General features: G+C 41.3%; 20 protein-coding genes, 1 pseudogene and 2 CRISPR repeat arrays (1 of these 23 only partly in view). Of the genes and pseudogenes, 12 read left to right on the forward strand and 9 right to left on the reverse strand.

What is annotated here, in order from left to right:
• Window positions 1-58 precede the first annotated feature (58 nt).
• Window positions 59-391, reverse strand: a complete 333-nt coding sequence (locus TOL9009_RS37285; protein WP_242055133.1) for a hypothetical protein — start codon at window positions 389-391, stop codon at window positions 59-61.
• A gap of 284 nt (window positions 392-675) precedes the next feature.
• The gene (locus TOL9009_RS46715; RefSeq protein WP_029630475.1) at window positions 676-1,293 is read right to left on the reverse strand and encodes a hypothetical protein; all 618 of its coding nucleotides are present in this window, start codon (window positions 1,291-1,293) and stop codon (window positions 676-678) included.
• 292 nt (window positions 1,294-1,585) lie between these two features.
• On the opposite strand from TOL9009_RS46715, the gene TOL9009_RS0100710 reads away from it, so the two are divergent.
• A complete protein-coding gene (locus tag TOL9009_RS0100710) occupies window positions 1,586-3,166 on the forward strand; it encodes an ATP-binding protein (protein WP_029630476.1) in 1,581 nt (526 codons plus the stop codon).
• 359 nt (window positions 3,167-3,525) lie between these two features.
• Here TOL9009_RS0100710 and TOL9009_RS50685 read toward each other — a convergent pair.
• Window positions 3,526-3,640 (reverse strand): annotated as a pseudogene (locus tag TOL9009_RS50685) (IS701 family transposase); the annotation flags it as partial.
• A 23-nt stretch (window positions 3,641-3,663) separates the two neighbouring features.
• A complete protein-coding gene (locus TOL9009_RS0100720; protein ID WP_029630477.1) occupies window positions 3,664-5,214 on the reverse strand; it encodes a cytochrome P450 in 1,551 nt (516 codons plus the stop codon).
• A gap of 774 nt (window positions 5,215-5,988) precedes the next feature.
• Between TOL9009_RS0100720 and TOL9009_RS46720 the strand changes: the two genes are divergently transcribed.
• Window positions 5,989-6,132: a hypothetical protein gene (locus tag TOL9009_RS46720; protein WP_186227441.1), complete on the forward strand. Its 144-nt coding sequence runs from the start codon at window positions 5,989-5,991 to the stop codon at window positions 6,130-6,132.
• Between the two features lie 292 nt (window positions 6,133-6,424).
• Here the strand turns inward: TOL9009_RS46720 and TOL9009_RS0100730 are convergent, their stop codons facing one another.
• Complete coding sequence (locus TOL9009_RS0100730) at window positions 6,425-6,775, reverse strand: hypothetical protein (protein ID WP_029630478.1); 351 nt, start codon at window positions 6,773-6,775, stop codon at window positions 6,425-6,427.
• Window positions 6,776-7,077: 302 nt separating this feature from the next.
• Here TOL9009_RS0100730 and TOL9009_RS0100735 point away from each other — a divergent pair, with 302 nt between their 5' ends.
• Window positions 7,078-8,034, forward strand: a complete 957-nt coding sequence (locus TOL9009_RS0100735; RefSeq protein WP_029630479.1) for a tyrosine-type recombinase/integrase — start codon at window positions 7,078-7,080, stop codon at window positions 8,032-8,034.
• Window positions 8,035-8,147: 113 nt separating this feature from the next.
• Here TOL9009_RS0100735 and TOL9009_RS0100740 read toward each other — a convergent pair whose 3' ends face one another.
• Window positions 8,148-8,900 (reverse strand): nucleotidyltransferase family protein, encoded by a 753-nt coding sequence (locus TOL9009_RS0100740; RefSeq protein WP_029630480.1) that lies wholly within the window; start codon window positions 8,898-8,900, stop codon window positions 8,148-8,150.
• 152 nt (window positions 8,901-9,052) lie between these two features.
• A complete protein-coding gene (locus TOL9009_RS0100745) occupies window positions 9,053-9,307 on the reverse strand; it encodes a hypothetical protein (RefSeq protein WP_029630481.1) in 255 nt (84 codons plus the stop codon).
• A 348-nt stretch (window positions 9,308-9,655) separates the two neighbouring features.
• Here TOL9009_RS0100745 and cas10 point away from each other — a divergent pair, with 348 nt between their 5' ends.
• The 9 genes from cas10 to TOL9009_RS0100790 are packed head-to-tail and all read left to right on the forward strand — an operon-like array spanning window position 9,656 to window position 18,864.
• Window positions 9,656-12,046, forward strand: coding sequence for a type III-B CRISPR-associated protein Cas10/Cmr2 (cas10, locus tag TOL9009_RS37290; RefSeq protein ID WP_038295545.1), 2,391 nt, complete (start codon window positions 9,656-9,658; stop codon window positions 12,044-12,046).
• An 8-nt stretch (window positions 12,047-12,054) separates the two neighbouring features.
• Window positions 12,055-12,873 (forward strand): RAMP superfamily CRISPR-associated protein, encoded by an 819-nt coding sequence (locus TOL9009_RS0100755; RefSeq protein WP_029630482.1) that lies wholly within the window; start codon window positions 12,055-12,057, stop codon window positions 12,871-12,873.
• A complete protein-coding gene (gene csx10, locus TOL9009_RS0100760) occupies window positions 12,870-14,216 on the forward strand; it encodes a type III-D CRISPR-associated RAMP protein Csx10 (RefSeq protein ID WP_029630483.1) in 1,347 nt (448 codons plus the stop codon). The genes TOL9009_RS0100755 and csx10 overlap by 4 nt, the downstream gene beginning before the upstream one ends.
• Complete coding sequence (locus TOL9009_RS37295; protein ID WP_038295547.1) at window positions 14,213-14,653, forward strand: hypothetical protein; 441 nt, start codon at window positions 14,213-14,215, stop codon at window positions 14,651-14,653. The genes csx10 and TOL9009_RS37295 overlap by 4 nt, the downstream gene beginning before the upstream one ends.
• A 33-nt stretch (window positions 14,654-14,686) precedes the next feature.
• On the forward strand, window positions 14,687-15,595 hold the full coding sequence (gene csx7 / locus TOL9009_RS37300; RefSeq protein WP_038295549.1) for a type III CRISPR-associated RAMP protein Csx7: 909 nt from the start codon (window positions 14,687-14,689) through the stop codon (window positions 15,593-15,595).
• Between the two features lie 9 nt (window positions 15,596-15,604).
• Entirely contained in the window at window positions 15,605-16,615 is a 1,011-nt protein-coding gene (locus TOL9009_RS0100775) for an RAMP superfamily CRISPR-associated protein (RefSeq protein WP_029630484.1), read from the forward strand.
• Entirely contained in the window at window positions 16,597-17,121 is a 525-nt protein-coding gene (locus TOL9009_RS0100780) for a hypothetical protein (protein ID WP_029630485.1), read from the forward strand. Before TOL9009_RS0100775 ends, TOL9009_RS0100780 begins: the two co-directional genes overlap by 19 nt.
• Entirely contained in the window at window positions 17,114-18,157 is a 1,044-nt protein-coding gene (locus TOL9009_RS0100785) for an RAMP superfamily CRISPR-associated protein (RefSeq protein WP_029630487.1), read from the forward strand. The genes TOL9009_RS0100780 and TOL9009_RS0100785 overlap by 8 nt, the downstream gene beginning before the upstream one ends.
• On the forward strand, window positions 18,157-18,864 hold the full coding sequence (locus tag TOL9009_RS0100790; RefSeq protein WP_029630489.1) for a hypothetical protein: 708 nt from the start codon (window positions 18,157-18,159) through the stop codon (window positions 18,862-18,864). The genes TOL9009_RS0100785 and TOL9009_RS0100790 overlap by 1 nt, the downstream gene beginning before the upstream one ends.
• A 26-nt stretch (window positions 18,865-18,890) precedes the next feature.
• On the opposite strand, the gene TOL9009_RS0100795 is transcribed toward TOL9009_RS0100790, so the two are convergent.
• Together TOL9009_RS0100795 and cas6 are read right to left on the reverse strand one after the other, a co-directional pair.
• Complete coding sequence (locus TOL9009_RS0100795) at window positions 18,891-19,745, reverse strand: hypothetical protein (RefSeq protein WP_029630490.1); 855 nt, start codon at window positions 19,743-19,745, stop codon at window positions 18,891-18,893.
• Window positions 19,746-19,792: 47 nt separating this feature from the next.
• A CRISPR array of direct repeats spans window positions 19,793-20,475; the repeat unit is 35 nt; unit sequence GTTTCCATCCCCGTGAGGGGTAATTGGTTGAAAAC.
• 352 nt (window positions 20,476-20,827) lie between these two features.
• Window positions 20,828-21,943 carry a CRISPR-associated endoribonuclease Cas6 gene (cas6, locus tag TOL9009_RS0100800; RefSeq protein WP_029630492.1) on the reverse strand — a complete coding sequence of 372 codons (1,116 nt, stop codon included), beginning with the start codon at window positions 21,941-21,943 and terminating at the stop codon, window positions 20,828-20,830.
• A gap of 453 nt (window positions 21,944-22,396) precedes the next feature.
• A CRISPR array of direct repeats spans window positions 22,397-22,466; the repeat unit is 35 nt; unit sequence GTTTTAAATCTCTTACCCCTCACGGGGATGGAAAC (it continues 546 nt past the right edge of the window).

Raw genomic sequence — 22,466 nt, forward strand, 5'->3', positions numbered from 1 at the left:
TTACCCCGCTACGGTTAGGGTCGCGGGGTTGCCGTCCAATGGTGACGGCAATGCATATTTAGGCAGATTTGGCTGATATTCTTTCAGCACGCTGCTGTTTGTGCAGCTTACGACGTACTTTGATGGCATCTAGGTCTGCCAATCCGTACAATAACTTTGCTTTCTGAATAAGCTCGCTCAAGGGTGTTTCTTTGTAGTCTTCACGGAATTCAGTATTATGAACTTTCCAGTCGAATTCTTCACCGCTCCATTGGGCTACGCTTTCCAGTTCACGTCCGCTTTCTTCCCGTAAGACTTCCAAAGTCATAAGACGTAATTTTTCCGCATATGGGATTACGCGGTCTAATGCTTTAGCTTTGGGTTGGGCTTGAACTTGAGACTTACGTATCATTACATTTTCTCCATTTTTAACAGTTGATATCATGTGGAAAGCAGCAATAGCTGCATTTACAGTTAGTTCAAAATTGAACTTTACTCGCTTCGCTGTGTCCTTTGTAGCGGTTCACAGGCATTTACAGCGGTAGCTGATTATCCAGTTAAATTCAAAGTTTTAAACTTTCACGTATTAGCAGCAATCGCTGCTTATTTAATTAAATTCAACTTGAATCTTCAAAGAAAAAAAATACTCTGCTTTGGGGGCAGAGCATTTTTTAGTTAATCAGGCAGTTTGCAATTTTACTCTAAGGAATCGCCTTCTTCTTCGTCGTCCTCATCTTCATCATCGAACTCCTCTTGGGAGTCGTCGTCGTCCTCCTCATCATCGAGGTCTTCCAGGTCATCGAGGTCTGCATCGTCCTCATCCTCTTGCTTATTGTTGTTGAATGAGTTACGCTTTTCTAAACTCTGACGATTAAATTCCACCAGGTCAGCAATTGCCTGTTCGGGAGTCAAATCGATAGTGTCGTATAGCATCGCTAGGGCGAGTGCTACGACTTCTGTAGGATGTTTGAGAGCGTCTGGCGTTCCGAAGAGCCGGACAAATACTTTGTTGTTCCAGCGGTTCCAGTCCAACTTTTTCCCGTTTTTCTTTTTGACTTGGGCTGCGATGTCAAGTCCGATTTTCTCTCGGCTTGCGTGACCTACTTTGGTGGCGATTCGCTGGTTGCGAACTTGGAGTTTGACTCCAAATTCTTTGAAGACTGCGTTGCGAAGTTCTTTGAGTAATGCGATCGCTTGGTCTTCGACGTTGCCTCTTGCTGTAGCAATTGAGGTTGATACCGTCGCTTTTGTGCTGGCAGCACCATTTCCGTTTCCGTTCCGAGCCGTATTAGTGCGAGTTTTAGCGGTAGTCATGAAGTTCCTTTTTTTTAATTTATTGACTTCATGCTCATAGCCGCGTTAGCGGCATTTTTGGTTCTGCCACGTTTGCCGTGGCAATTAAATTCATTTAATGAATGAAATTTAGATGTAAGAAGATTGCACTTTTTGCTGCGATCGCTACCCAAAAATAAATTGCCTCTACTGCTATGAATGTATTTATACAACTTGAGAAAGAGTTAAATCTTGACTGGGGATTGTTATCAAAGTTATTAGGTTTCAAACAAAAATAAAAATATTTACTTAATATTCTTAGGGTAGTTAGTGTATGCGCTTGATAAAAGATTGGTCAGCCTTAGCCGCGAAAGGCACTCCAATAGTTGGTTTGGAGTATCATTCGACTGATAGGGCAAGCATATTAAACCAGTTCTACAAATGGGGTGCAGAGCGTTCAATGCCCGTTTATTACTGGAATCCCGGTTATTCCTGTCTTCAGCAGGTGGTGGAGCGTTCAGGACAAAATAAGTGCATCTTGCTCCCTACGGATATTGCCCCAAATAAGGATGTACCGCAGTTTTTATTGGAGAACAAGCAGGCAGGGATTTTCCTGTTAGAGGGGGTGCTAGAGTTTGACAACATTGGTCAGGTCAGTGAACGACGTTCTTATCAATTGATGAACGCTTTCTACCAAGCGTCTTGGGCAACAAGCCAGCAGTTCTGGGTTTTACTGGAAAATTATGTCCAGCTACCTTTGAATTTGCAAGCCTTAATTCCTATTCTCTCCAACCCACTGCCTGGGCGGGAACAAGTACGCGACACAGTTGCAGATTTTGTCAGCAGAAATTCCGGCGTTGCAGAAGGAAAAGACGATCCACTGGCGATGGCTCTCCTTGTTCGGGCTTGCCAGGGATTACCTTTGGGAGAGATTGGGCTGGTATTAGAGCGTAATCTGACGAATGCTCTCACAATTGAGGAACTGGCACTCGTTGTGCTAGAACACAAAGTTTTCAAGCTGCGGGGGCGGGGGTTGGAATATCTGAACGAGCCGGATGTGCCTTCTTCTGGGGGTTTGGACTTGCTCGACGAGACGCTCGACAGGGTGACAGCATTGCTAGACCCGGAAGCTGAAAAGTACGGGTTAAAGTTTCCTAAAGGTATGATCCTCTGGGGACCGCCAGGAACCGGTAAAAGTTTGAGTGCCAAACTTGCCGCTAAGAAGATGGGAGTACCGCTTTTGGCGGCTGACTGGGGTGGGCTGCGCGGTGCTACTGCTTATGAGTCAGAGCGAAACCTCCGGTTTTTACTAGAACTAGCCCAGAGCCTTGCTCCTGTTATTTTCTACTTTGATGATTTTGATAAGGGCTTTGCTGGGTGGGACTCCGACGCTGATGGTGGTGTGGCACGACGGCTCTCTGGAAAGCTTTTAACTTGGATGGAAGAGCATCAATCACAAGTTTACATGATGGCAACAGTGAATAGGTTAGGGATGCTGCCACCGGAGCTGATCCGAAGATTTGACGATATTTTCTTTATCGATTTGCCTCATGAGGGGGCGATGTATGAGATTTTTAACTTGCACCTATCCAAATATTTCCCAGAGTTTCAAAATCCAGACAAATCACCTTGGTCGGATGAGCAATGGCGAATTTTGCTCAGGGATTACCGACTTTGCACAGGAGCGGAAATTGCCAATGCTGTCAGAAAAGCTGCTGAGGAAGCATTTTATCAAGGTAAACCAGGAAAGGTGGATGTACTAGACCTAATTAAAGTGCGTTCTTCGTTTACTCCGTCGTTGATCCGCGATGAAGATAAAATCCTGGCAATCCGCAACCAAGCCGTGTTTGCCCGCCCAGCAGCAGGTCCAGATCAGTCTCGCTTTGCGATTCTGCCAGCCGAACTGTTTGATTAAAACACTCTCACGTTTGGTGTTAGGGGTATATCTGTGGGAAATTTATCCACATATGCTTTTGTTAACGTAATTATGAGTAGGTTTATGCAAGCGGTCTAGACTTTATTAAAAGCTTTCGCCCATCACCACCCAAACCCCGCTCCTCTTGACGGAAGACAAGAAGCATAAAGGAATTCCCACAGCTTGTTCAGAATCACCTGTATGTTGGGCACGCGCGATTTGGGTGCAACTGTTGGCAGATCATTTGGTCAGTATCGATATGGTAGATTCGATTTCAGACGAAACAGTGCGTCAAACTTAAAAAAAAAACGACTGTCACAAGCAATGGCAAAGGCTACGCCGCGCCGAGCGCCAAACAGCTAGAGGATAAACATGGGAATATCCGGACGTTTTAGTTGCTGAACGCGGAGGATTTGACAATAATCCATGTTTTATTTGATAAATTGTTTGACTACTTTTATAAGCTAAATTTTTATTAAAGTGAAACGGTATTATCCCTACTTTCTCGACCGAAAGCGCACCGGCATTCGATCGGGCGGATAAATCAAAAGGTTCTGCTGTAACTGTTCCAGAGATGATCGACCGTTGACCAACTCCCACTCAAAGTAGCGGAGCAGTAGTGCCAGCATCATCGTTCCTTCCAGCATTGACAAATGCTCTCCCAAGCAACGATGAGAACCTGAGCCAAAGTCTATCATTGGCAGTTGACTATTTTCCTTACTCTTCTCTAACCAACGCTCTGGCAGAAATTCATCGGGATGCGAATAGACTTCTGGATCTCGTCCAGCAGCAAGCATTGACCAGAATATTTTCGTGCCACGAGGAATAACCGTACCCTCGATAACAGTGTCACGTTGAGCCTCCAATGAAGTCGAGCCAGAGGCGACTGAATAAAGGCGCAAAGTTTCCTTGATAATAGCGCGGATGTAATTCAAATCCTTAAGGCTTTCTCCATTAATACTGCCTTGACTTTCCCAAGCTTGGTCAACAACGGCTTGTGCCTGCTGAAAAACCCTTGGATTTAAGGTCAACTCTGCTATTGCAAAAGATAAAGTATGAGCCGTGGTATCAGTACCAGCTATTAAAAGTTCAATAACTTCTGCTATCAGTGTTTCCCGATTGTATTTTGGTTCTTTGGCAGCTATTTTCACTAACATTGATTCCTGGAACAAAGGACTTACCTGTGGTAAATCGGTCTGATTTTGTTCTCTCATCTGTAAAGCTAAGTCTACACGGGGAGTAATAAACTCCTCTAAATATCGCCTTGCTGCCCAATAATCTCGTGAGTTCTTAGTTGGCAGATATTTCATCCATATCTTCTCGCCAGTAGCTACCCGTAGGAACCGATAGCCTACAATAGACATCGCCTCGTACACCTTGAGAACATCAAGGGGTTGTCCTTCATGACTAGCAATGTTTCTATCCACAGAAATGCCCAGTACAAGAGAGGAAATCACCCTCATTGTTAGTTCTACAAACAGAGGATCTACCTGAACTTCTGGTGAGGCAGCTGACTGAATTTTCTCAATTATTTGTTCGCAAGCTTGGCTAATAATTTCCACATATTTGGAGAGACCGCTAGAACTAAATTCAGGGTTCCAAGCCTTGCGTCTGTACTGCCACTCATTTCCGTTTTGACCTAAAAGAATGGGCCCACTAATGTCGTTCCAAGCTTTGCTAGCTCGCTGTGACCTAATTAGGCTACCGTCTCTCATGCCATTAACAATAGTGTCTTCGATAACTTTTGGCTTACTCAAAACGAGAACTGGCTGGCCAGCCCAGTAAACATACATTGGCCCTAGCTGCTGGCTCCAATCAAATAATAATTGGAAGAATTTCTTCTCTTTGACTGCTGCTAATACTTGAGGAATATTTCCTAATAGCCAGTGTCTCTTAGGAGAGGGAAAGACCTGTAGAGATTTGTAAGTGTTCTTTTGTTTCCACCACCTTAAACCGAATATTCCCGCTGTGCTAGTAATGCCTAAGGCTGTAACTAAATATGGAAATGAGTCAGAAAAAGCAATTTGAGCAGTAATCTCTTGGAACATGAATCCGCCTTTGTCCAACAAAACTTAGGTTATTCAGATACTACCGTATTGTTTCCTTTCTTCGTTATATCACCAACGTTGGTAAGTCGAAAATACCATTGATATCGTGTCCGGTTAAAGACTTATCATTTAGGCCGCACTCTTGCAGGGGGCTTTCTAGCAGGGGAAAAGAGAGTTTCATGGTTTTTGCTATTATGTGGGAATTATAACTAATTAAGCGGACTTGATATGATTAATTGAAAGTCCGTCTGAAGGGGTGCAAAACTCTGATTCGTTCTCAAAACCAAAACCCCCGTGGAGTTGTTCAGGAGGCTTATGGTTGTTTTAGGGCATTGGGCTGTTCGCTCTCTTATGTTCCAGGCTGCTGATCGCATTCAAATGTTCTTTTTCCGCATACGTCAGTTTGTACTCCACAGATTTCAACAACTCAGGCAAGCCTGTTCTTGGGGTTTTTTTCGTTGTTCCACTTCATCAACTGTTGGTCGCGGTGGTAGAGCAGCCCACCATAAACCCCGGCCATCGGGACCTGTGGGCGATGTAATGTGCGATCGCTCGAAAAACAGGGCAAAGCACTCGTCTTACCGATTGTGGTGGAATTACTGAGCTAGATGTAGTAGGCTCCCTTTTCTAGTGAGAAAAAAGGTAGGCGGTAATGAGAGTACGCAAAGCGCTATTAACAATGAGAGTGCGATCGCTTTTTACACTTCCTAAAACCAATACCTAAAATACCAAATACTACTAAAGCTAATACAGAAGTTGGTTTTAGGAATAGCAGTGGGAGGTTCAGACGCTGGTTCAGCACGGGCAATGACTATAAAGCCATCTGCTTTTTTGGGCATGAAAAACGATTTGACCGGAGTTATTCAGGAAATTGTTAGAAAAAGCGAAAAGACTTGTTACTGTAGAGCCGAAAAGTAGATCGCCTGTAGTAATCACTTTATCTTTTACTGCGTCGCTTCCTGTAAAGATGCCTTCACCACCAGCGTCTAGGTCAGCACCAAAAGCGTTTTGGCGCAGTCAATATTGTGTAGCAATAGGTCAATCCAGATCGTTACCGCAAGCTTTCCGAGCCTGGGTCAGCTTCCTTCCAAGTAGTTCACCATTCGAGGGATCGCGCGTGTTTTCACTTCTGGGCGATCAGCACCCCCAAAAGAGAACCGCGATCGCATCCTAATTTACAATAGGGAGCAAAGCAAGCTGGTATTACGCTCTAGAGTAGAAGTTGAGGTGCAAAATATTGCACAGAATAATTATTTGGTTCATCTGTGCCAATCCCTAACTCCTGTAACTTAGCTTTAATATCTTCCCAGTTATCACCACAGTAGTAATACTTTTTATCTCGAAGATTTGCAAGATAATAACCAGAGTTACCGCCATTGATGCGGAACAGTTCAATCACAATTTTATTTTTAGTTATCCCAAATAACCTTTCCCGGTTACTTTCGGGTAAAGATTTATCAGTGCGATTGTAGAAAACACTTCCATATTTGAAATACCATGTTGTACCAATTCTCTGAATAATTTGGAAGTGGAGAGGATGAATGATGCTTGTTGTTGACATAAGCTATATGCACCTTCAAGATGCTCCCGTACGCTCCAATAGGTGAAACCACCCCAAGAAAGCATCCCTTCAGCCCACTGAAGAACCTGCCAATGTCATCATTCGCAACGCCACACCAGAGTCAATGTACCCATACCAATTCCAGCAAACACTCATAGAATGCCTCAGATGGACTATACCACCTTTGAAGGCGTGAGAATACCACTCATTATAAATAAATGCGTCATAACCCTTGACTAATAATAATTTTATGCACTGCGCGATCTAAAATAGTTTACTAGAATGCCACTTCTGATAAATAAATGCGTTCACCCCTAGTTCAGGCGCTAGTTCTAAGCGAGCCATTGCCACTGACGCTACACCCAGCGGCGGTGTATCTCGATAGCCTTGCTCCTGGGTCTAGGCCCACTATGGAACAGGCTTTAAATGCGATCGCTTATCTTTTAACCAACGGTGCGTGCGATGCAATGACTCTCGACTGGGCGGCATTAAGGTATCAACATACAGCTGCTGTGCGGTCTGCGCTGATGAAAAAACACGCCCCGGCGACGGCAAATAAGATGTTATGTGCGTTGAGGAGGGTGTTGCTTGAAGCTTTTAAGTTGGATTTAATTCAGGCACAAGATTACCAGAAGGCTGTAGATTTACGCAGCATAAAAGCGAGTAAAAAGCAACGGGGCAGACAACTAAAACAACCTGAAATAACAGCACTATTGGCGGCATGTCAAGATGATAAATCGCCGCTTGGGGTGCGGGATGCGGCGTTAATTGCGATACTACGGTGTGGGTTAAGAAGGGCGGAGGTAGTTGATTTAAACTTGAAAGATTTTGATGCTGCAACCGGGGCGTTGGAGATTGTTGGTGGGAAGGGTGAAAAAGATAGAACGGTATATATGCCGATTAGTGCGATCGCGGTGGTCTTTTCATGGCTTGTTGTGCGTGGGAAAAGACCGGGACCTTTATTGCATCCGATTCGCAAAGGGGGATTTATAGAAGATTTCAAGCGCATGACCCCCCAAGCGGTGTTGATGATTTTAAGAAAACGTGCATTATCAGCCTCGGTTGAGCAATTTAGCCCCCACGATTTTAGGAGGACGTTTTGTTCAGATTTGTTGGATGCGGGGGTAGATATTGTGACGGTGCAGAAATTAGCCGGACATGCATCCCCTGTAACTACGGGGAAGTATGATCGGCGTGGGGAAGAGACTAAGCGCAAGGCGATGGAAAAATTGGATATTGGTTATACGCCGAGCGAGTAAGTAAAAGTAGCGACTATACACCCCAAGATAAATCCCGCATAATTGCATAAGTATTTTACGAATTCATCAACAGTGTCCATTGCTACTCAACGCTAAAATATCACGGGAGCTGGCTACCAAACTATTTCTCGCCAATATTGCTTATTTATCGAAGTTTGTGCTTGAGCAGCTATAAGCTGTTTTTCATAAGCGCTTAAATCATCAGAGATGATGTTATTGCTATTCGCAGGGTCTACATATCTTCTATTTTGCAACTTATCTTGTAGAAACGAGAGTACGCTGAAAAAGTTAGATGCTAGCTGCCCATATCTGCATCCGTAAAGGCAATCAATGACTGCTAGCTCAAGATAAAAAGATGGGAAGTCTAGCCTATGCAGTTCGCGCCATATTTTGGTGAGTTTAATCTCATCGATACGATTTGAATTTCTTACGGTATAAATGTGTATATCTATATTTGTTTTTGTCCAGGAATTAGTCTTGTTTTTATAAAGACTATGGTCATTTCCATACTGCGACTGCCGACGCCCTGGAACGAGGTCAATTTTGTATTTGCCAATATTTACACCAATTGAAACATTCTGCTTTCTAGCCGTATATCCTGCATCGGTTACAGCGTTGTAGAGTGAATTATATATCTGAGAGAGTGTACCAAGAGTTGTAGAACTAAGGGACAAGAAAACATCAGCGTCTGTACCCAACGAAACAGCCGTTCCTTTTGCTAAAGAACCAGAGAATTTCGCGTCATTCAGACAACCATTTGCCCAACTATAAATAACTCCATAAATGGAGTTGGCGGCGGCTTCAGATGAGCTGGCATCTACAGTGTATTTATTAATAACTCCTTGAAGGTATTCATCCTCAGACATTAACTTTTCTCGTTGTACAACTGCTTAATACTAATATAGCATCAGTACTGGCGTGACACGCCTAAAATGGTGGAATAGAAAGGGCTTGTAGTTGCGCTGTCTTCGCTAAAAAAACAGAAAACCTAATGCACTGTTTTAGCTGTGCCACGCCACTACGTGTTTTTCAAAAAACGATTATTTTGAATCTCTTCAAATTCGACTTCCATCTCCTTATTGTTTTCATAAGGTGGATAAAATACTTTGATTTTTCTTTGTAAGTTCTTAAAGAAAATCTGTTCTCTTTTAAAAAGAGAGTTGAGAACTTTGTAAGTGGTAAACGAACCAACCGCTATTGAAGAAAGAATTGTTAAAGTACCAATTAATAAATCAAGATTACTTAGATTTTGATAAATCGTTTGACCGTTCATACTATTCAATTTGCTCCATACAAAAGTGTTCTCGTCGCCTAACTGTCATCAAGACACTCAGTAGATTAAAGCATAAAAGCTTCACCAGCAGAGGTCAGTATATCAGGCATTGATCGCTACGGGATGGTGATACACGTTATTGACAAAAGTAATTAACTGTGGTTATAACCCATTTAGCAAAACTCCGCAAACAAAAAATACGGAATTTTTTCCTTTTTGCTGGAAACTCAGTATGAGATAGTGTAAATACTTAAAAGATACAAAAGTTACTCTCTATCAAACCCTCTCACCAGAAAACAAGACTATTGCCAAGTTGACGCTAATCCCTCATTGCTTTTCTTCAACCCTATGACAAACGATTCTCGCACGCGCACAATTACTGCACTAGCCTGGTGTCTTGCCTGGGGCGAAAAACACAGTCTCCTTCAAGATGAACTCAGTGCGTTGCATCAAATGCGACAGGTGTTGTCTGGTCAAAACAATCAAGGCGATAAGCAAGATGTGCCGAAAAGCATGGAATTTTTTGTTGCACAGGCACAGCAACTCTACAATATTCCAGAAAAGTACACCCCTAAGACGCTTGAAGAATTAGAGAAAAATTATCCAGACTTGTGGAAGCAAGAAACATCCATTGGCTTGGTATTTGGTGGTGCAACAAAGATTAAGCAATATGTTTTTGAAGCAGCAAAACTGAACGATATTCGCGGTGCATCGGCACTTCTTGATCGGATTAACCTCTATGACATCCCTGGTTTTTTTGGGCAAGGAGTGCGATCGCACGGGAGCATCAGGCAATGGCTGATTGATAATGGATTTGGAGGTTTAACACAAGCACTTATCCCCGAATTGATTATCTACTCTACAGGTGGTAGTATTCTTGCCTTTTGTCCTGCGGCTTTTGTTGATGAACTTGCTAACGCTATTGAGAAACGCTACACCGATGAAACTTTAACAGCTAATTCCTGTGCAGTTGGCGATACTTTCCGCTTGTTAGAATTCCGGTTTGGACTGCTGCAAAATCCAATTGAAAATACTCTTTGGTTGGATGAATATCTGCAAAAGCAAAATAATCCCATCATCCAAGCTTATTTTGACCAGTCCAACGAACATGATTTAGAGGAGAAATTTTGGCAGCGCAAGAACTTTAATGAACTTGTGGGCAAACTTGCTAATCAATTTACCCATCGTCGTAATGGTAACAAACACTTGTGCGGTAAACAAGTCTCCACAGATGCCCAAAACGACGGAGATAACAAGATACTGGGTCTACCGCGTCCGAGTCGTTGCTATCCTCCTATGTTTGAAACCCATCCGTATCTGCAACGGGATGAAACCGATAGACGTGCAGCTGTAGCAGAGACAAATTTACCAGGAACGCCGAGTTTCTCCGCAGCTTTGGCACGTAAAGTAATTGTCGGACAGCGCAGCAAACGCGATCGCCAGCGACAACAATGGTATCAAAACTTTGGGTTTCGCCGACTGTCGGGAGATGAAGAACTATGGGAAACAGGTATTGTCCGCAGCTGGGTGAGTAAGTTTAAGCTATTTCTGAAAAAGTCAGGTAGCAAAAAAGAATACTATCAAGCATTAGATCAAACACTAAAACCTTACAAAGTTACAGAAGCCTTTTCTCTGCGTGAAATCGGTAATGTCAGCACACCTCGCGGTTTTGTTGGCTATATCTATGCGGATGGTAATAATATGGGTGGCTACATCCGCAACAAAATTCGCACACCGCAGGATTACCGCGAATTTAGCAAACAGGTTTTAGATGCAACCCAAAATTCTGTTTATATTGCCTTGCGAAACCATCTCAAGCCCCGTCAACTTAATCATCTTACCGACCCAGACAATATTAATCGTAACGGTGAATGGATCTATCCGTTTGAAATAGTCACCATTGGTGGCGATGATGTGTTGCTAATCGTACCTGCGGATAAAGCCTTAGATATTGCCAAAACCATCGGCGAAGAATTTGAACGAGAAATACTAAAATCATCAGAATTTAGAGTTGATAAACCCTACGATCTTGAAAAAGTCCATCGCTACCAAGGGGGGAAACAACCTGAATACACCCATCAGTGCGAGTTAAGTATGTCCGCAGGTGTTCTCATCACTGCGGAAAATACACCCATATACTACGCAGAAGCACTTACCAACCAACTGCTAAAATCATCAAAAAAACTTGCTAAAGACCTAAAACGCGACTGCAACTACTATGGCGGAACGGTGGATTTTTTAGCCTTGAAAGCCGTGACAATGATTGCATCAAATATCAAAGATTTCCGCGAACAAGGGTTAACGAAAGATAATCTTAACCTCAAACTTTACGCTGCACCCTACACTCTTCACGAACTGGGAGGGTTGCTGGATACTGTCGAAGCACTCAAAAAAGCCAAATTTCCCAAATCGCAACTATATCAAATCCGCAGTTTATTAGAGCGTGGTAAACGTACTGCCATCCTTAATTATCGCTACTTCCGAGTACGTCTGCAACAAGGACAACCAGAACTAAAAGCCGCGTTTGAGGAGGCTTGGTGTCAGCCAAAAGATGAAAATAATCATGGTAATCTTGCGCCGTGGATGTCTTTAAAGCTGAATAAATCTGATACAGAAACAGAAAAAACTATCTACGAAACAATTTGGCGCGACTTGGTAGATTTATACCCGTTCATTGCCACACTTCAAGACGGTGAAACAGCTTTTATTCAAGGCGAACAGCAGCAAGTAAACCAATAATATAAAAAATGATTGACTTAGATAGACTTCCCCAAGATACATCCGAACGCTGGAAATTAACAGCAATTATTGATACTGCACTATGTGTCGGTGCGGGTGGCTCATCAGGTTCCCTTGCAGATAAACCCATCGTCCGCAATGCCCAAGGACAATTGCTAATTCCTGCTTCTCAAATAAAAGGTAGGCTGCGTCATGAATGTGAAAAGTTGGCGAGTGCGCTAGGTTGGCAAATTTTTTACGCACCAGTAGCGACAGAGCTTTGTCCAAATGAACATCAACTGTGCGATCGCTTCCGGCAAATTTATATGCTTGAAGATTTTCTTCCAGATGAAAACCAAGACTGGAAGGACTTCCGAAATTTATTTGAAGTAACTGGCTATAAGGGCTACCACTGCGTTGTATCGCAAATCTTTGGCAACCCCATCCTACCATCCCGCATCATTGTAGAAGATTTTATCTGCCCATTACCAGCCGATGAACTACCAGAAGTTCTGCGTCCTGGTGTCACCATCAACCGTCGTCGTCGCACTGCTGAGGAAAGCAAGCTTTACCTATTAGAAACATCCCCAGCTAATGGCCAATTGGAATTTACAGGTACTATTCACTTACTTCCTCGCTTCAATTCTCCCAGTCCTGATTTGGCAAAACCCTTGATTTTTGCTGCCTTACACCACATCTATGCATTAGGAGGCAGTAAATCAAAAGGTTTGGGATGGTTGCACTGGAAAAAGGAGAGTTTAGCTACATTACTTCCCGATAATGTTGACTGGTCGAGTTTGATACCTAAAACTGCTAACACCAATGTCCAAGTTGAGGATGCAGCATGAAGCAAGGTAAAACACTGATTTCAATAAAAATTACAGCCCTCTCACCTCTAGCAATTGGTAAAGAAAAACCCGGAGGTTCCATCAGCGAAGTTGAGAAATACATACCTGGTTCAGTTCTGCGTGGTGCAGTAGCGAAACAAATCCTACAGCGTCATTCAGGGATGGAACTCGAAAATCTGGATGTTGTTGCCGATAATAACCACTTTCAACAATTATTTTTAGACGAAAATCCGGCAATTTTCCAAAATGCCTATCCCGCTGTTGCCTTGTTTGGCGATCGCTATCAGGTGGTAGAGGATGCAATTAAAGTTTTACCTGCAACAGCAGTGAGTTCCAAAGCTAACCCAGGATTTATCGCCAAAAATCACGGTGTATTCGATACACTAATAGATTCCTTCTGTGCGGAAAAATTCAACTATCCCTACGACCCCAGTAACCTTAAAGCCTTAGCAGATGGAATAGATTCGCGGGTAGAGAGTTATAGTAGTTTCTACAGTAAGCATGGTGATAAATATTATAGCCATGCAGTTACCAGTCGCTTACTGACGCGGGTTGGTATCAATCGCCGCCGTGCCACTGCTGCGGAGGATATTTTATATAGTATTGAAGTTCTTAATGAGGCATTCCTGCAAAAAAATAATACTAAATCTACCAATAAAATTACAAAAAAAACTGATTTTAAATCTTTGGAATGGAATAACTATGTTTATCGAAGTTGTATCATCGTTCCTACCAAAACTTTAGCTAATAAATTGACTAGTTTTATCAACAATAATTCCGAAAAATTTAGACTTGGCGGTTCGATATCGCGGGGTTTGGGTAAAGTTAAAATTCACGCCAAAGCAATTCAAATAAACAACAATGTAAAAAATAGACTTGATCAATTTAATCGGAAATTAAAAGAACGCTGGAAAAATTGGTCAGACGCATTTGGAGAAACAATAAATAACCCATTTGATAGCCAAATATATTTTACCATTAACTTACAATCTGACGCAATTTTGTTAGAAAATTGGCAGCGTACCACGGTGATTTCGTCTGCAATGCTTAAAGAGTTTGTGTATATCAAAGATGAAGATGATAAATCTTTAAAACTTCACACTGCTTACAGTAGCTATGATTATCGTTCTGGTTGGAATAGTGCTTGGGGGTTGATGAAAGATGTAGAACTTGTAACTAATAAAGGTTCAGTTTACTTATTCAGCACCACGAATCCAAAATTATGGTATGAAAAGTTATTTGACTTAGAGTGTAGTGGTGTAGGAGAACGTATTAGTGAAGGTTTTGGTCAAGTAGAAATTTGCAATGAGTTTCATTTAGTATTTCGGGAGGCTGCGGTATGACAAATTGGGAACAACAACAAAAAGAGTTCAAAATTCAAAAAGAGATACTTCAAGTTGAAGATGATTTAGTAATAGCAATTGAGAAAATTATTAAAGATAAAAACTCATGTAAAAATTTAGAAGAGTCGCAATATCGAAATTTGATGCACGTTGCAGATACAACTATTAGCATAGAAGTCATCAAAAATTTTTTACGTTACCAGTTAGGACGAGATAATAAATGGGGTGAAGGAGGAAATTCTCTAGCACAACAAATAATTGATGATATTGATAAATTACTTAGAAATAAAGCGGAAGAAATTGTCAAGAAAGTACAGTGTGACGATAAATTTAAAGCAGTCTGGCTGGAATTAACTCGACGCTATCTTGGTTATGGTTCGCGTCGGCTAAAATATCTGAAAGCTAATAAAAATAATTCTGATAGCAAGACAAACTAAAATACTTAATTACTAGATTTATCCAGCAAAGCTATGTTTGAAATCTTTAAAAATCGTCTAGAAATTACCGGAATATTGGAAACAGTTACAGCATTACGAATTAGTGCCGGACGTTCTACAGAACCTATAGGTTCAGATTTACCCGTCATCAAAGACGCTTTGAATAGACCATTAATACCTGGTTCGAGTTTTAAAGGGGCTTTGAGGTCAAGATTAGAAAGTTTCTTACGGGGGATTGTAGGTAGTAACCGTAAATTAGTTGCTAACCCAGCAATAGAAAGTGAATGGTCAATCACTCCTGATGAAATATCACAGTTTAAACACGAAACTCCTAATGTTAATCCGTTAGATAGAGAGAATAGACTACATAAATACATTATCGAAAATACCGATTTAGTATCTTTACTCTTTGGTTCACCCTGGCTTTCTAGTAAATTACAAATCCGTGATTTAACGGTATATGAACCAGAAGATAACTGGTTTGGACAGTATCAAGAACGAGATGGTGTTTCTATCGACAGAGATACCGAAACTGCTGCTGATGGTAAACTTTATGATTTTCAAGTTGTGCCAGCAGGAACACCATTTATATTTCATGCTGTTGTCGAAAATGCTGATGATTGGGAGTTAGGCTTATTGATGATTGGGTTACATCAATTTGAAACTGAACAAATTCCTTTAGGTGGTGGAAGGTCAAGGGGTTTGGGAGTTGTAAAACTGAAAATTAATGATATTAAATGGGTGGATGTCCGAGATGATAACGATAAAAATAAGGTCAATCCAAATAAAGTTATCGAATATCTCAAAAAATTAAGTAATTCTAATGAAAATTTGCCTTGTGATAATACAATACCTTTACCATATATATGGAGCCAAGCATTAATTTACCGTCTAAATGAAGAGATTGAAAAAAATAAAAACACAACAAATGCTACTCATTAAAACTTAACCATGCACAAACGATTTGTTAACCATTGCACAATTGATATCACTATTATTCCAGATGGACCCATCCTGATTAAATCAGGTCGGGAAGGTGCAGACCCTACAAAACCTCAAATGGAGTTTGTAGAAACTTTTCATAATGGTATTCCGACAATTTATCTTCCTGGTAGTTCCTTAAAAGGTGCAATTCGCGCTCATGCTGAACGTATTGTCAGAACTGTAGGTCATCCTGAATATGAAAAACCGTCCGATCCCAAACTTATTTGGGCAAATAATCCGTTAGATACTGATAAATACGATTATTTATATGAAAATCCTCAAGCTGAACAAGGACTAAAAAAGAAACTACCAGCACCCGCTATATATAAAGAATCATCCTTCACTGACCAGATATTTGGCAATATTGCGATCGCTAGTCGTTTCCGTATTGAAGATGCTTATCCTGATACCTCAGTACCAGTCAAAATCGAAGAACGCAACGGTGTTGCCATTGATAGAGTATTTGGTTCGGTAGCACACGGACCTTTTGATTATCAAGTTTGCACTGGTGGTGCGTTTAAGACCAAAATCCACCTAAAAAACTTTTCGCTGGCACAGTTGGGGTTAATTGCACTTGTAATGCGTGATTTAAACGCAGGTTGGTTTGGCATTGGTTTTGCCAAATCGCGGGGGTTGGGTATAGTCCACTTAGAGTACAACAGTGCTGTTGTGCAGTATCCAGGTTGCATATTGGACAAAGAAGGGCAAATTTACCCATTTGGCAGTTCAACACCTTGGGATAAGGTTTATCTTGCAGGTGCTGGGGAATTTTTACAAGAAGATGGTGCTAATCCTTACGGTTTTCCTTCAAATGACAAATATGAAGTTGCTATCTCACCAACATCGATGGAATATGGCTTTGGCGTAGAACTGCGCTGGGAAGACAAAACTGATATCACCGAATTATTTATGCAAAGCGTTGCCGCTTGGAGCAAGTTGTTGGAAGAAGGAGGTGCTTTATGTGCAACGTTTGGGTAAGCGAAGAATCTCTTTCAACAGATAAATTAATCGAACGATTGGAAGAACTGACAACTTCACCCAGTTACTATTTTTTACGTTGGGCACATCGGGTTGGGGGGTTTTGGCAGCGGCGAAGCGACAAGTTTGCCAACTTGGGAGATGATATAAGCGATCGCTTAAATAATTATCCCATCAATGGTGTTGCGCCAAAACACCCTGAACCCTTTCCTAGTCCCCAAGGACAACTGTTTAACTCAGTGCTGGAGGTGCGTTGGCAGATTAAGCAAGGTAAGTATCAGGTATTGCTACTCGGTTCACAAGAGATAATACCAGGTTTTAGGGCGATCGAACGCGATTGGGAAATAATTGAGCAAAATGTACTTATACATCCCGAAGATGAAACTCGCTTTCCCAAGGGACTGGAGTCAGATGTCGTTAATAATCTTGCCCAACGCTATTTTCGAGACAAGAAGACTGCTACGGTTCACTTTGTCGCCTTAACGCTGAAAAATTCCCATGACTAACAGTTCTTATCGCTCTAACACCAATGGTAGTTCAGATGAACGCGCACCCGTACCATACGAACTCGTTCGGTTTCCAGATAAACCACCCAGCGTTTGCACTCCTCCCGGACACGACAAATACCAAAGCAATTGCTTACACGGTACTTTATTTTTAACTCTCCAAGTACAGACAGCGCTACACGTTTCCACTGGGGTAGCTGTGATGGGTAGCGATGTTGATAAAAATGGTATACCCCTAATCAAGACTATGGAGCAGGGGGTAGATAAAACACTGTTGATTCCAGGTAGTTCTTTAAAAGGTTGTATCCGCGCTATCTATGAAGCAATTACTAATAGTCGTTTAGGCGTAAAGTCAAAAACCAATAACCCACCTGACCGCTTACCTGCTCGCAGACAAAATGAAATTTGTCCGGCGGGAGTCGTCTTTGGTGCATCGGGAGATAATTGGGGTTGGCAAGGATTAATTAACATCCGAGATGCACGCTGTAACACAAATGGTTTTGGTGTTGGTTATATGCCTGCTTTATGGTCGCCAAAACCTCAAGGAAGCAACTATTATCATGAAGGTAATGTTGCTGGGCGTAAGTTTTATTATCACATGGTTCGTGCCTTAGATAAAGGTGAAAAGGATGGAATTCGCGTCCAACAAGCAAGTAGAAATTATACTTTTTCAACACAGTTACACTTTAGAAATCTTCAATCTAAACAACTAGGAGCGCTATTAATTGCTTTGGGACAAGACTCAAATTATCCCTTTGCACTCAAACTTGGTGCGGGAAAACCCATTGGTATGGGAACAATGATAGTGAAAATCACGGAAGTGCAGGTGATGCAAAATCAAGATGATTTATGTAAGCACTATAAGTCGTTCTCCAATCCAGATGATGAAAAATTAAAGGGTGAACTGTTGCAGCAATTTATTCTTCAACACATGCAAGCAGCCCACAATCAAAATTTGATTGAAGAGCCGCAGTTAGAACAATTAAGTCAAATTTTAAGTTATCCCACTACCCGTCAACCTTACGAAAATTACTAATGGCTGTTTATCTCGACGAACGCGCTTATTCATTAACAGAATATGAGTCGCAAATCGCGCATAATATTGCGCGAATTTTGGCTGAAGAACAAATATCACTCAATCGTGAATCTCGCTCTAATTCCGATGGGATTAAGACTGAGCTAGAAAAAGTCATTACTTATCTTTATACAAAAATTCGTCAAGCTGAGGGTAAGAGTAAAAACAATGTATTATCTATTTTATTTAATTATCTAGAGCATTTAGTCAAATACGGCAAACAAATTGGGCATACAGGTAATGTCCCTAAATATTATGACAGTATTCTCTATGCCTGCGAACAATACTTTGATATCAAACAGAATGATGCTGCTAGAGTATTAACAATACTCGGCTGGTCGGCACGTTTAATTCGCTTTTACAAGCAGAAAATTGAAAATGGCGAAGTTTTACCTGCAATTGCACCTGTAGTGAAATCACCTCCAGAACCCAAAAGCCAGACTATTACAAATCAATCCCAGAAATTTGAAATTGACCAGATACTCGATGCTACAGTAGTTAAAGTTACTAGCAATAAAGTTTCCTATCAAATTGGAGATATTTTGATTCCTAATGAGAAAGAACCTAAACATGCCAAAAATTTACAGGAAAAACAAACAGTCAAAGTCAAGGTGACGGCAATTAAAGAAGATGGCAGTATCAAACACGTTAAATACTGTGGTAGTTAACCCTTGATTTGTTAAATATTCATCCATCATTGCTTTTCACCATAAGCAACATAGGCAGAATCGGCAACAATTCCCAGCAAACTTATCGGTGCATTTACAGGAATATAATAGTAATCAACTCGCGCTGCCAAATTATCTATTTCTCTATACCTTCCTTTTACATAAATCACTAAAACAGTATTTTTATCCAACCAATCTAATGCTAAATCAATCTGCTCCTTTACTTTATCTTCCCGCTTATTTTCTGCATCTTCTTTTGATAATCCAACAAAATCCTGTCCTTCAAGTAGCTTAGAATTTATTAAATCTAAGACTAAAATATCTCCTACTGGCTTCTTAGGCTTCCTTTTTTGATTCCAATATCTAACTTTAGCAAAACCTCTTGTACGCAGCAGCTTACAATCATTGGGTTCTGTTGTATCGTTACTAGGTAAATAATAATCTACAATTGTTGAACCAATTACCCTTTCACGCTGCAAAGAACGCTTGACACTCTCAACTTCGGATTGAACTAAATCTGTAATTTTATTCTCTACTTCTCGGTTAATTAATTGACTGGCTACTTTCTTCGCATCATCTAAATTTTTACCTACAACATAAGCTAAAAGTCCACCCAAAAAGGCAAATACAACTAAGACAAATTGCATCGCTGCAACAAATCTATTAAAGTTTTCATTTAGTTGGATGTTTGTACTTTTGAGAAATTCTAGTTGGCTGGCATTTGTAGTTTTAAGAAGCTCTATTTGACTTTTTAATAGTTCGATATCATTAGAAATTTTTGCCGTATTTGGTAACGGTGAAGATGTACGGGTAGGTGTTGGAGTTTGGGCAATAACCAAATCCCAAAGGTGAGATAAGTCAATTGAGGGTAGCCAATCCATAAGTTAGTTTATAGTGTTTGACGATCATAATATCCTTGAAAGGCGTCTTTTTTGTCCCCGTGAGGGGTAATTGGTTGAAAACGATGCACTTTCCGCGCAAGGTGTCCAGTGTTTTGTGAATGGTAGTTTCCATCCCCGTGAGGGGTAATTGGTTGAAAACAAAAATAGTAGAATGCTATGACAATCATTACGATGGTTTCCATCCCCGTGAGGGGTAATTGGTTGAAAACATTAATACATTGAAGGAAGATTTACGACAGAATCCTACTGGTTTCCATCCCCGTGAGGGGTAATTGGTTGAAAACTTAGAGTATGCAACCCCTACGAATAGAGGATTTAGTTTCCATCCCCGTGAGGGGTAATTGGTTGAAAACCTATGACGGAACAGGCAAAAATGGCGGTGGTTCTCAGTTTCCATCCCCGTGAGGGGTAATTGGTTGAAAACAAACTACAACGGCAAACGCGTCGGCGTGCCAGAGTATTGTTTCCATCCCCGTGAGGGGTAATTGGTTGAAAACGTCTTGATGAAAAATCAGGATATTATCCGTTTAACGAGTTTCCATCCCCGTGAGGGGTAATTGGTTGAAAACAATAGCTAATGCAAAAACAAGTGCTGAATCAGAAAGTTTCCATCCCCGTGAGGGGTAATTGGTTGAAAACTTGGAAAGACAGCTTGCCTGTTGGACCAGTGGAAAGTTTCCATCCCCGTGAGGGGTAATTGGTTGAAAACCCTACCTGACTAGAAACCTTGAAATAACAAGGTTTGAGGGATGTAAATCTGAGGGGGTGTTTGTCATAAGCAAATAATTGAGACTATTTATCAATTACCTTTAACCTGACAAGCTTTTAACATTTACACAGCAAGTTATCTGAGGGGGTCAACGAAAGAATAAGGGTTTCAGGTGTTACCCTTCCCCCTCAGGTGATTATTAAGCGAGCGGAAATATAAAGTAAATATAAGATCGCTCTACTCCCCACTAAAAACTTGCATGTAAAAAGTAAAAACAAACACTTTCACCTTTATTCGGAAACGCAATATTAACTTTTCGAGGTTCCGCTACACATTCGATGAGTATAGCAAACTACTCCTGATTTTTGAGCGCCCGTCGCGCTAATTTAACATAAGTTTTCACTGTTTCATAAGGCATTCCCAAATCTTGCGCTACCACTTGCAACGATTCTCCCATTTCTCGCCGTGCTAATATTGTCGCCCATTTTGTGGCTATTTCATCCGCGCGATCGCCCCCAGTACGTTTGCGTTGTGTCTTAAAAATTTCTGCTAAATCTTCAATGCGTTTCGCTAGCACACTTTCCACATCGGGTACATCCGGCAAAATTTGCGATGACCAACCTAACCGCGTTTGTCCCAACCCAAATGTAGTTTTATGACCAGTTCCGCAGTAAGGTGCGAGTTTCCCCAAAGCATAAAATAACTGTTGAAACTCCGCCTGCAAAGCTGCATCCTTAGTTAAACTAAACTCAATTGCCCCAGTAAAACCTGTCACCGCACCTTTTTTAGCCGCTAGTACCTTTGCGGTTGTTATCTGACAACGATTTATCAACACACAATCATCTACCCAAGCCAGGAAAGCATCTTGGTCAATAATTATCCCCGAAAAGTCATTCCAGCGTCGCAAGTAGCTGTGGAAGATATTAACTGGTACTGGAAGGGGGAAGTGATGACCTTTGCGACGAAAACTTGTAGAACTCAAGAATTTTAGGGTGACAGTATTGCCATGCTCAGAATTTAGCAGTTCGGCATAAGTTGTGGGAGGATGGATAATATCGCAAGAATTTATCTTTAAAGTGCCGGAGCGTAAGTCAACTACACTGGGCAAATTTTCCACCCACTCAAGCATCCACTTTTGCACTCGACTTGACAAAGCTGTGACATACCAGCGGTAAGTAGTGTTAGCAGATAATTGTATTTGTCTGCCGCTACTAATTATCTCTCCATCCAAAGCAGAGATAGTAAAAGGTTTTTCTGATTCCCCATCGTGGAGATAAGCAGAAAGTTCCACGTCAAGCGATCGCACTTGGTCGAGAAACCAAGCATGGAGTCCAATGGTATACTGCGGGTAAAGGTAAGCATCTTTTTCGGGGATTAACTCAAACTCCAAGCCGATCAACTCTGTGTCTTTTGACCATGTAAGCTCAGAAGATGATGTAGTTAGCTTTTTTTGAGAGTGTCGAGGCATGGTAGCATTTAAGCTATATTTTCTGCATCTTATCAAGTTTTCATCCCCTTATGGGGATTTAATAAGTCAGATGTAGAGACGACGATTTATCGCGTCTCTATAAGAGTCGATTTGGAAACCTTAATAGAGAGATTGCATTTTGTCGGTTGCTATGGTACTGTTTATACCAACACATGCACCTTGACAATTTAATAACTACATTTTCTTTAATGTGTAACTTAATGGTTAGTTTCCTAAAGCCATTTTGTTAAGAAATGTAAACTGAGGGGGTCGTCCAAAGTCCGAAAGGCTTATTGTTTCGTAGACCCCCTCAGATGACTTACTGTATAAGGGTTTGGGGTCTTGAAGACTGTAGTTATTGTCAATAATTATGGTCTGTTGACAGGTAAAATAGACCCCCCTCAGTTTTACAGTTCTGTAATCCTTATTTGGTAAGCTTTCTGTAAGAGTGGGGTTTTAAATCTCTTACCCCTCACGGGGATGGAAACTTAGCCATGTTTACAGTGGTGAACATGGCAATAAG

The sequence above is a fragment of the [Scytonema hofmanni] UTEX 2349 genome (assembly GCF_000582685.1).
Lineage (GTDB): Bacteria > Cyanobacteriota > Cyanobacteriia > Cyanobacteriales > Nostocaceae > Hassallia > Hassallia hofmanni.

Coding starts and splice junctions, on each gene's coding strand:
- TOL9009_RS37285 (WP_242055133.1), bottom strand. CDS start 391: ATGATACGTAAGTCTCAAGTTCAAGCCCAACCCAAAGCTAAAGCATTA.
- TOL9009_RS46715 (WP_029630475.1), bottom strand. CDS start 1,293: ATGACTACCGCTAAAACTCGCACTAATACGGCTCGGAACGGAAACGGA.
- TOL9009_RS0100710 (WP_029630476.1), top strand. CDS start 1,586: ATGCGCTTGATAAAAGATTGGTCAGCCTTAGCCGCGAAAGGCACTCCA.
- TOL9009_RS0100720 (WP_029630477.1), bottom strand. CDS start 5,214: ATGTTCCAAGAGATTACTGCTCAAATTGCTTTTTCTGACTCATTTCCA.
- TOL9009_RS0100730 (WP_029630478.1), bottom strand. CDS start 6,775: ATGTCAACAACAAGCATCATTCATCCTCTCCACTTCCAAATTATTCAG.
- TOL9009_RS0100735 (WP_029630479.1), top strand. CDS start 7,078: ATGCGTTCACCCCTAGTTCAGGCGCTAGTTCTAAGCGAGCCATTGCCA.
- TOL9009_RS0100740 (WP_029630480.1), bottom strand. CDS start 8,900: ATGTCTGAGGATGAATACCTTCAAGGAGTTATTAATAAATACACTGTA.
- TOL9009_RS0100745 (WP_029630481.1), bottom strand. CDS start 9,307: ATGAACGGTCAAACGATTTATCAAAATCTAAGTAATCTTGATTTATTA.
- cas10 (WP_038295545.1), top strand. CDS start 9,656: ATGACAAACGATTCTCGCACGCGCACAATTACTGCACTAGCCTGGTGT.
- TOL9009_RS0100755 (WP_029630482.1), top strand. CDS start 12,055: ATGATTGACTTAGATAGACTTCCCCAAGATACATCCGAACGCTGGAAA.
- csx10 (WP_029630483.1), top strand. CDS start 12,870: ATGAAGCAAGGTAAAACACTGATTTCAATAAAAATTACAGCCCTCTCA.
- TOL9009_RS37295 (WP_038295547.1), top strand. CDS start 14,213: ATGACAAATTGGGAACAACAACAAAAAGAGTTCAAAATTCAAAAAGAG.
- csx7 (WP_038295549.1), top strand. CDS start 14,687: ATGTTTGAAATCTTTAAAAATCGTCTAGAAATTACCGGAATATTGGAA.
- TOL9009_RS0100775 (WP_029630484.1), top strand. CDS start 15,605: ATGCACAAACGATTTGTTAACCATTGCACAATTGATATCACTATTATT.
- TOL9009_RS0100780 (WP_029630485.1), top strand. CDS start 16,597: ATGTGCAACGTTTGGGTAAGCGAAGAATCTCTTTCAACAGATAAATTA.
- TOL9009_RS0100785 (WP_029630487.1), top strand. CDS start 17,114: ATGACTAACAGTTCTTATCGCTCTAACACCAATGGTAGTTCAGATGAA.
- TOL9009_RS0100790 (WP_029630489.1), top strand. CDS start 18,157: ATGGCTGTTTATCTCGACGAACGCGCTTATTCATTAACAGAATATGAG.
- TOL9009_RS0100795 (WP_029630490.1), bottom strand. CDS start 19,745: ATGGATTGGCTACCCTCAATTGACTTATCTCACCTTTGGGATTTGGTT.
- cas6 (WP_029630492.1), bottom strand. CDS start 21,943: ATGCCTCGACACTCTCAAAAAAAGCTAACTACATCATCTTCTGAGCTT.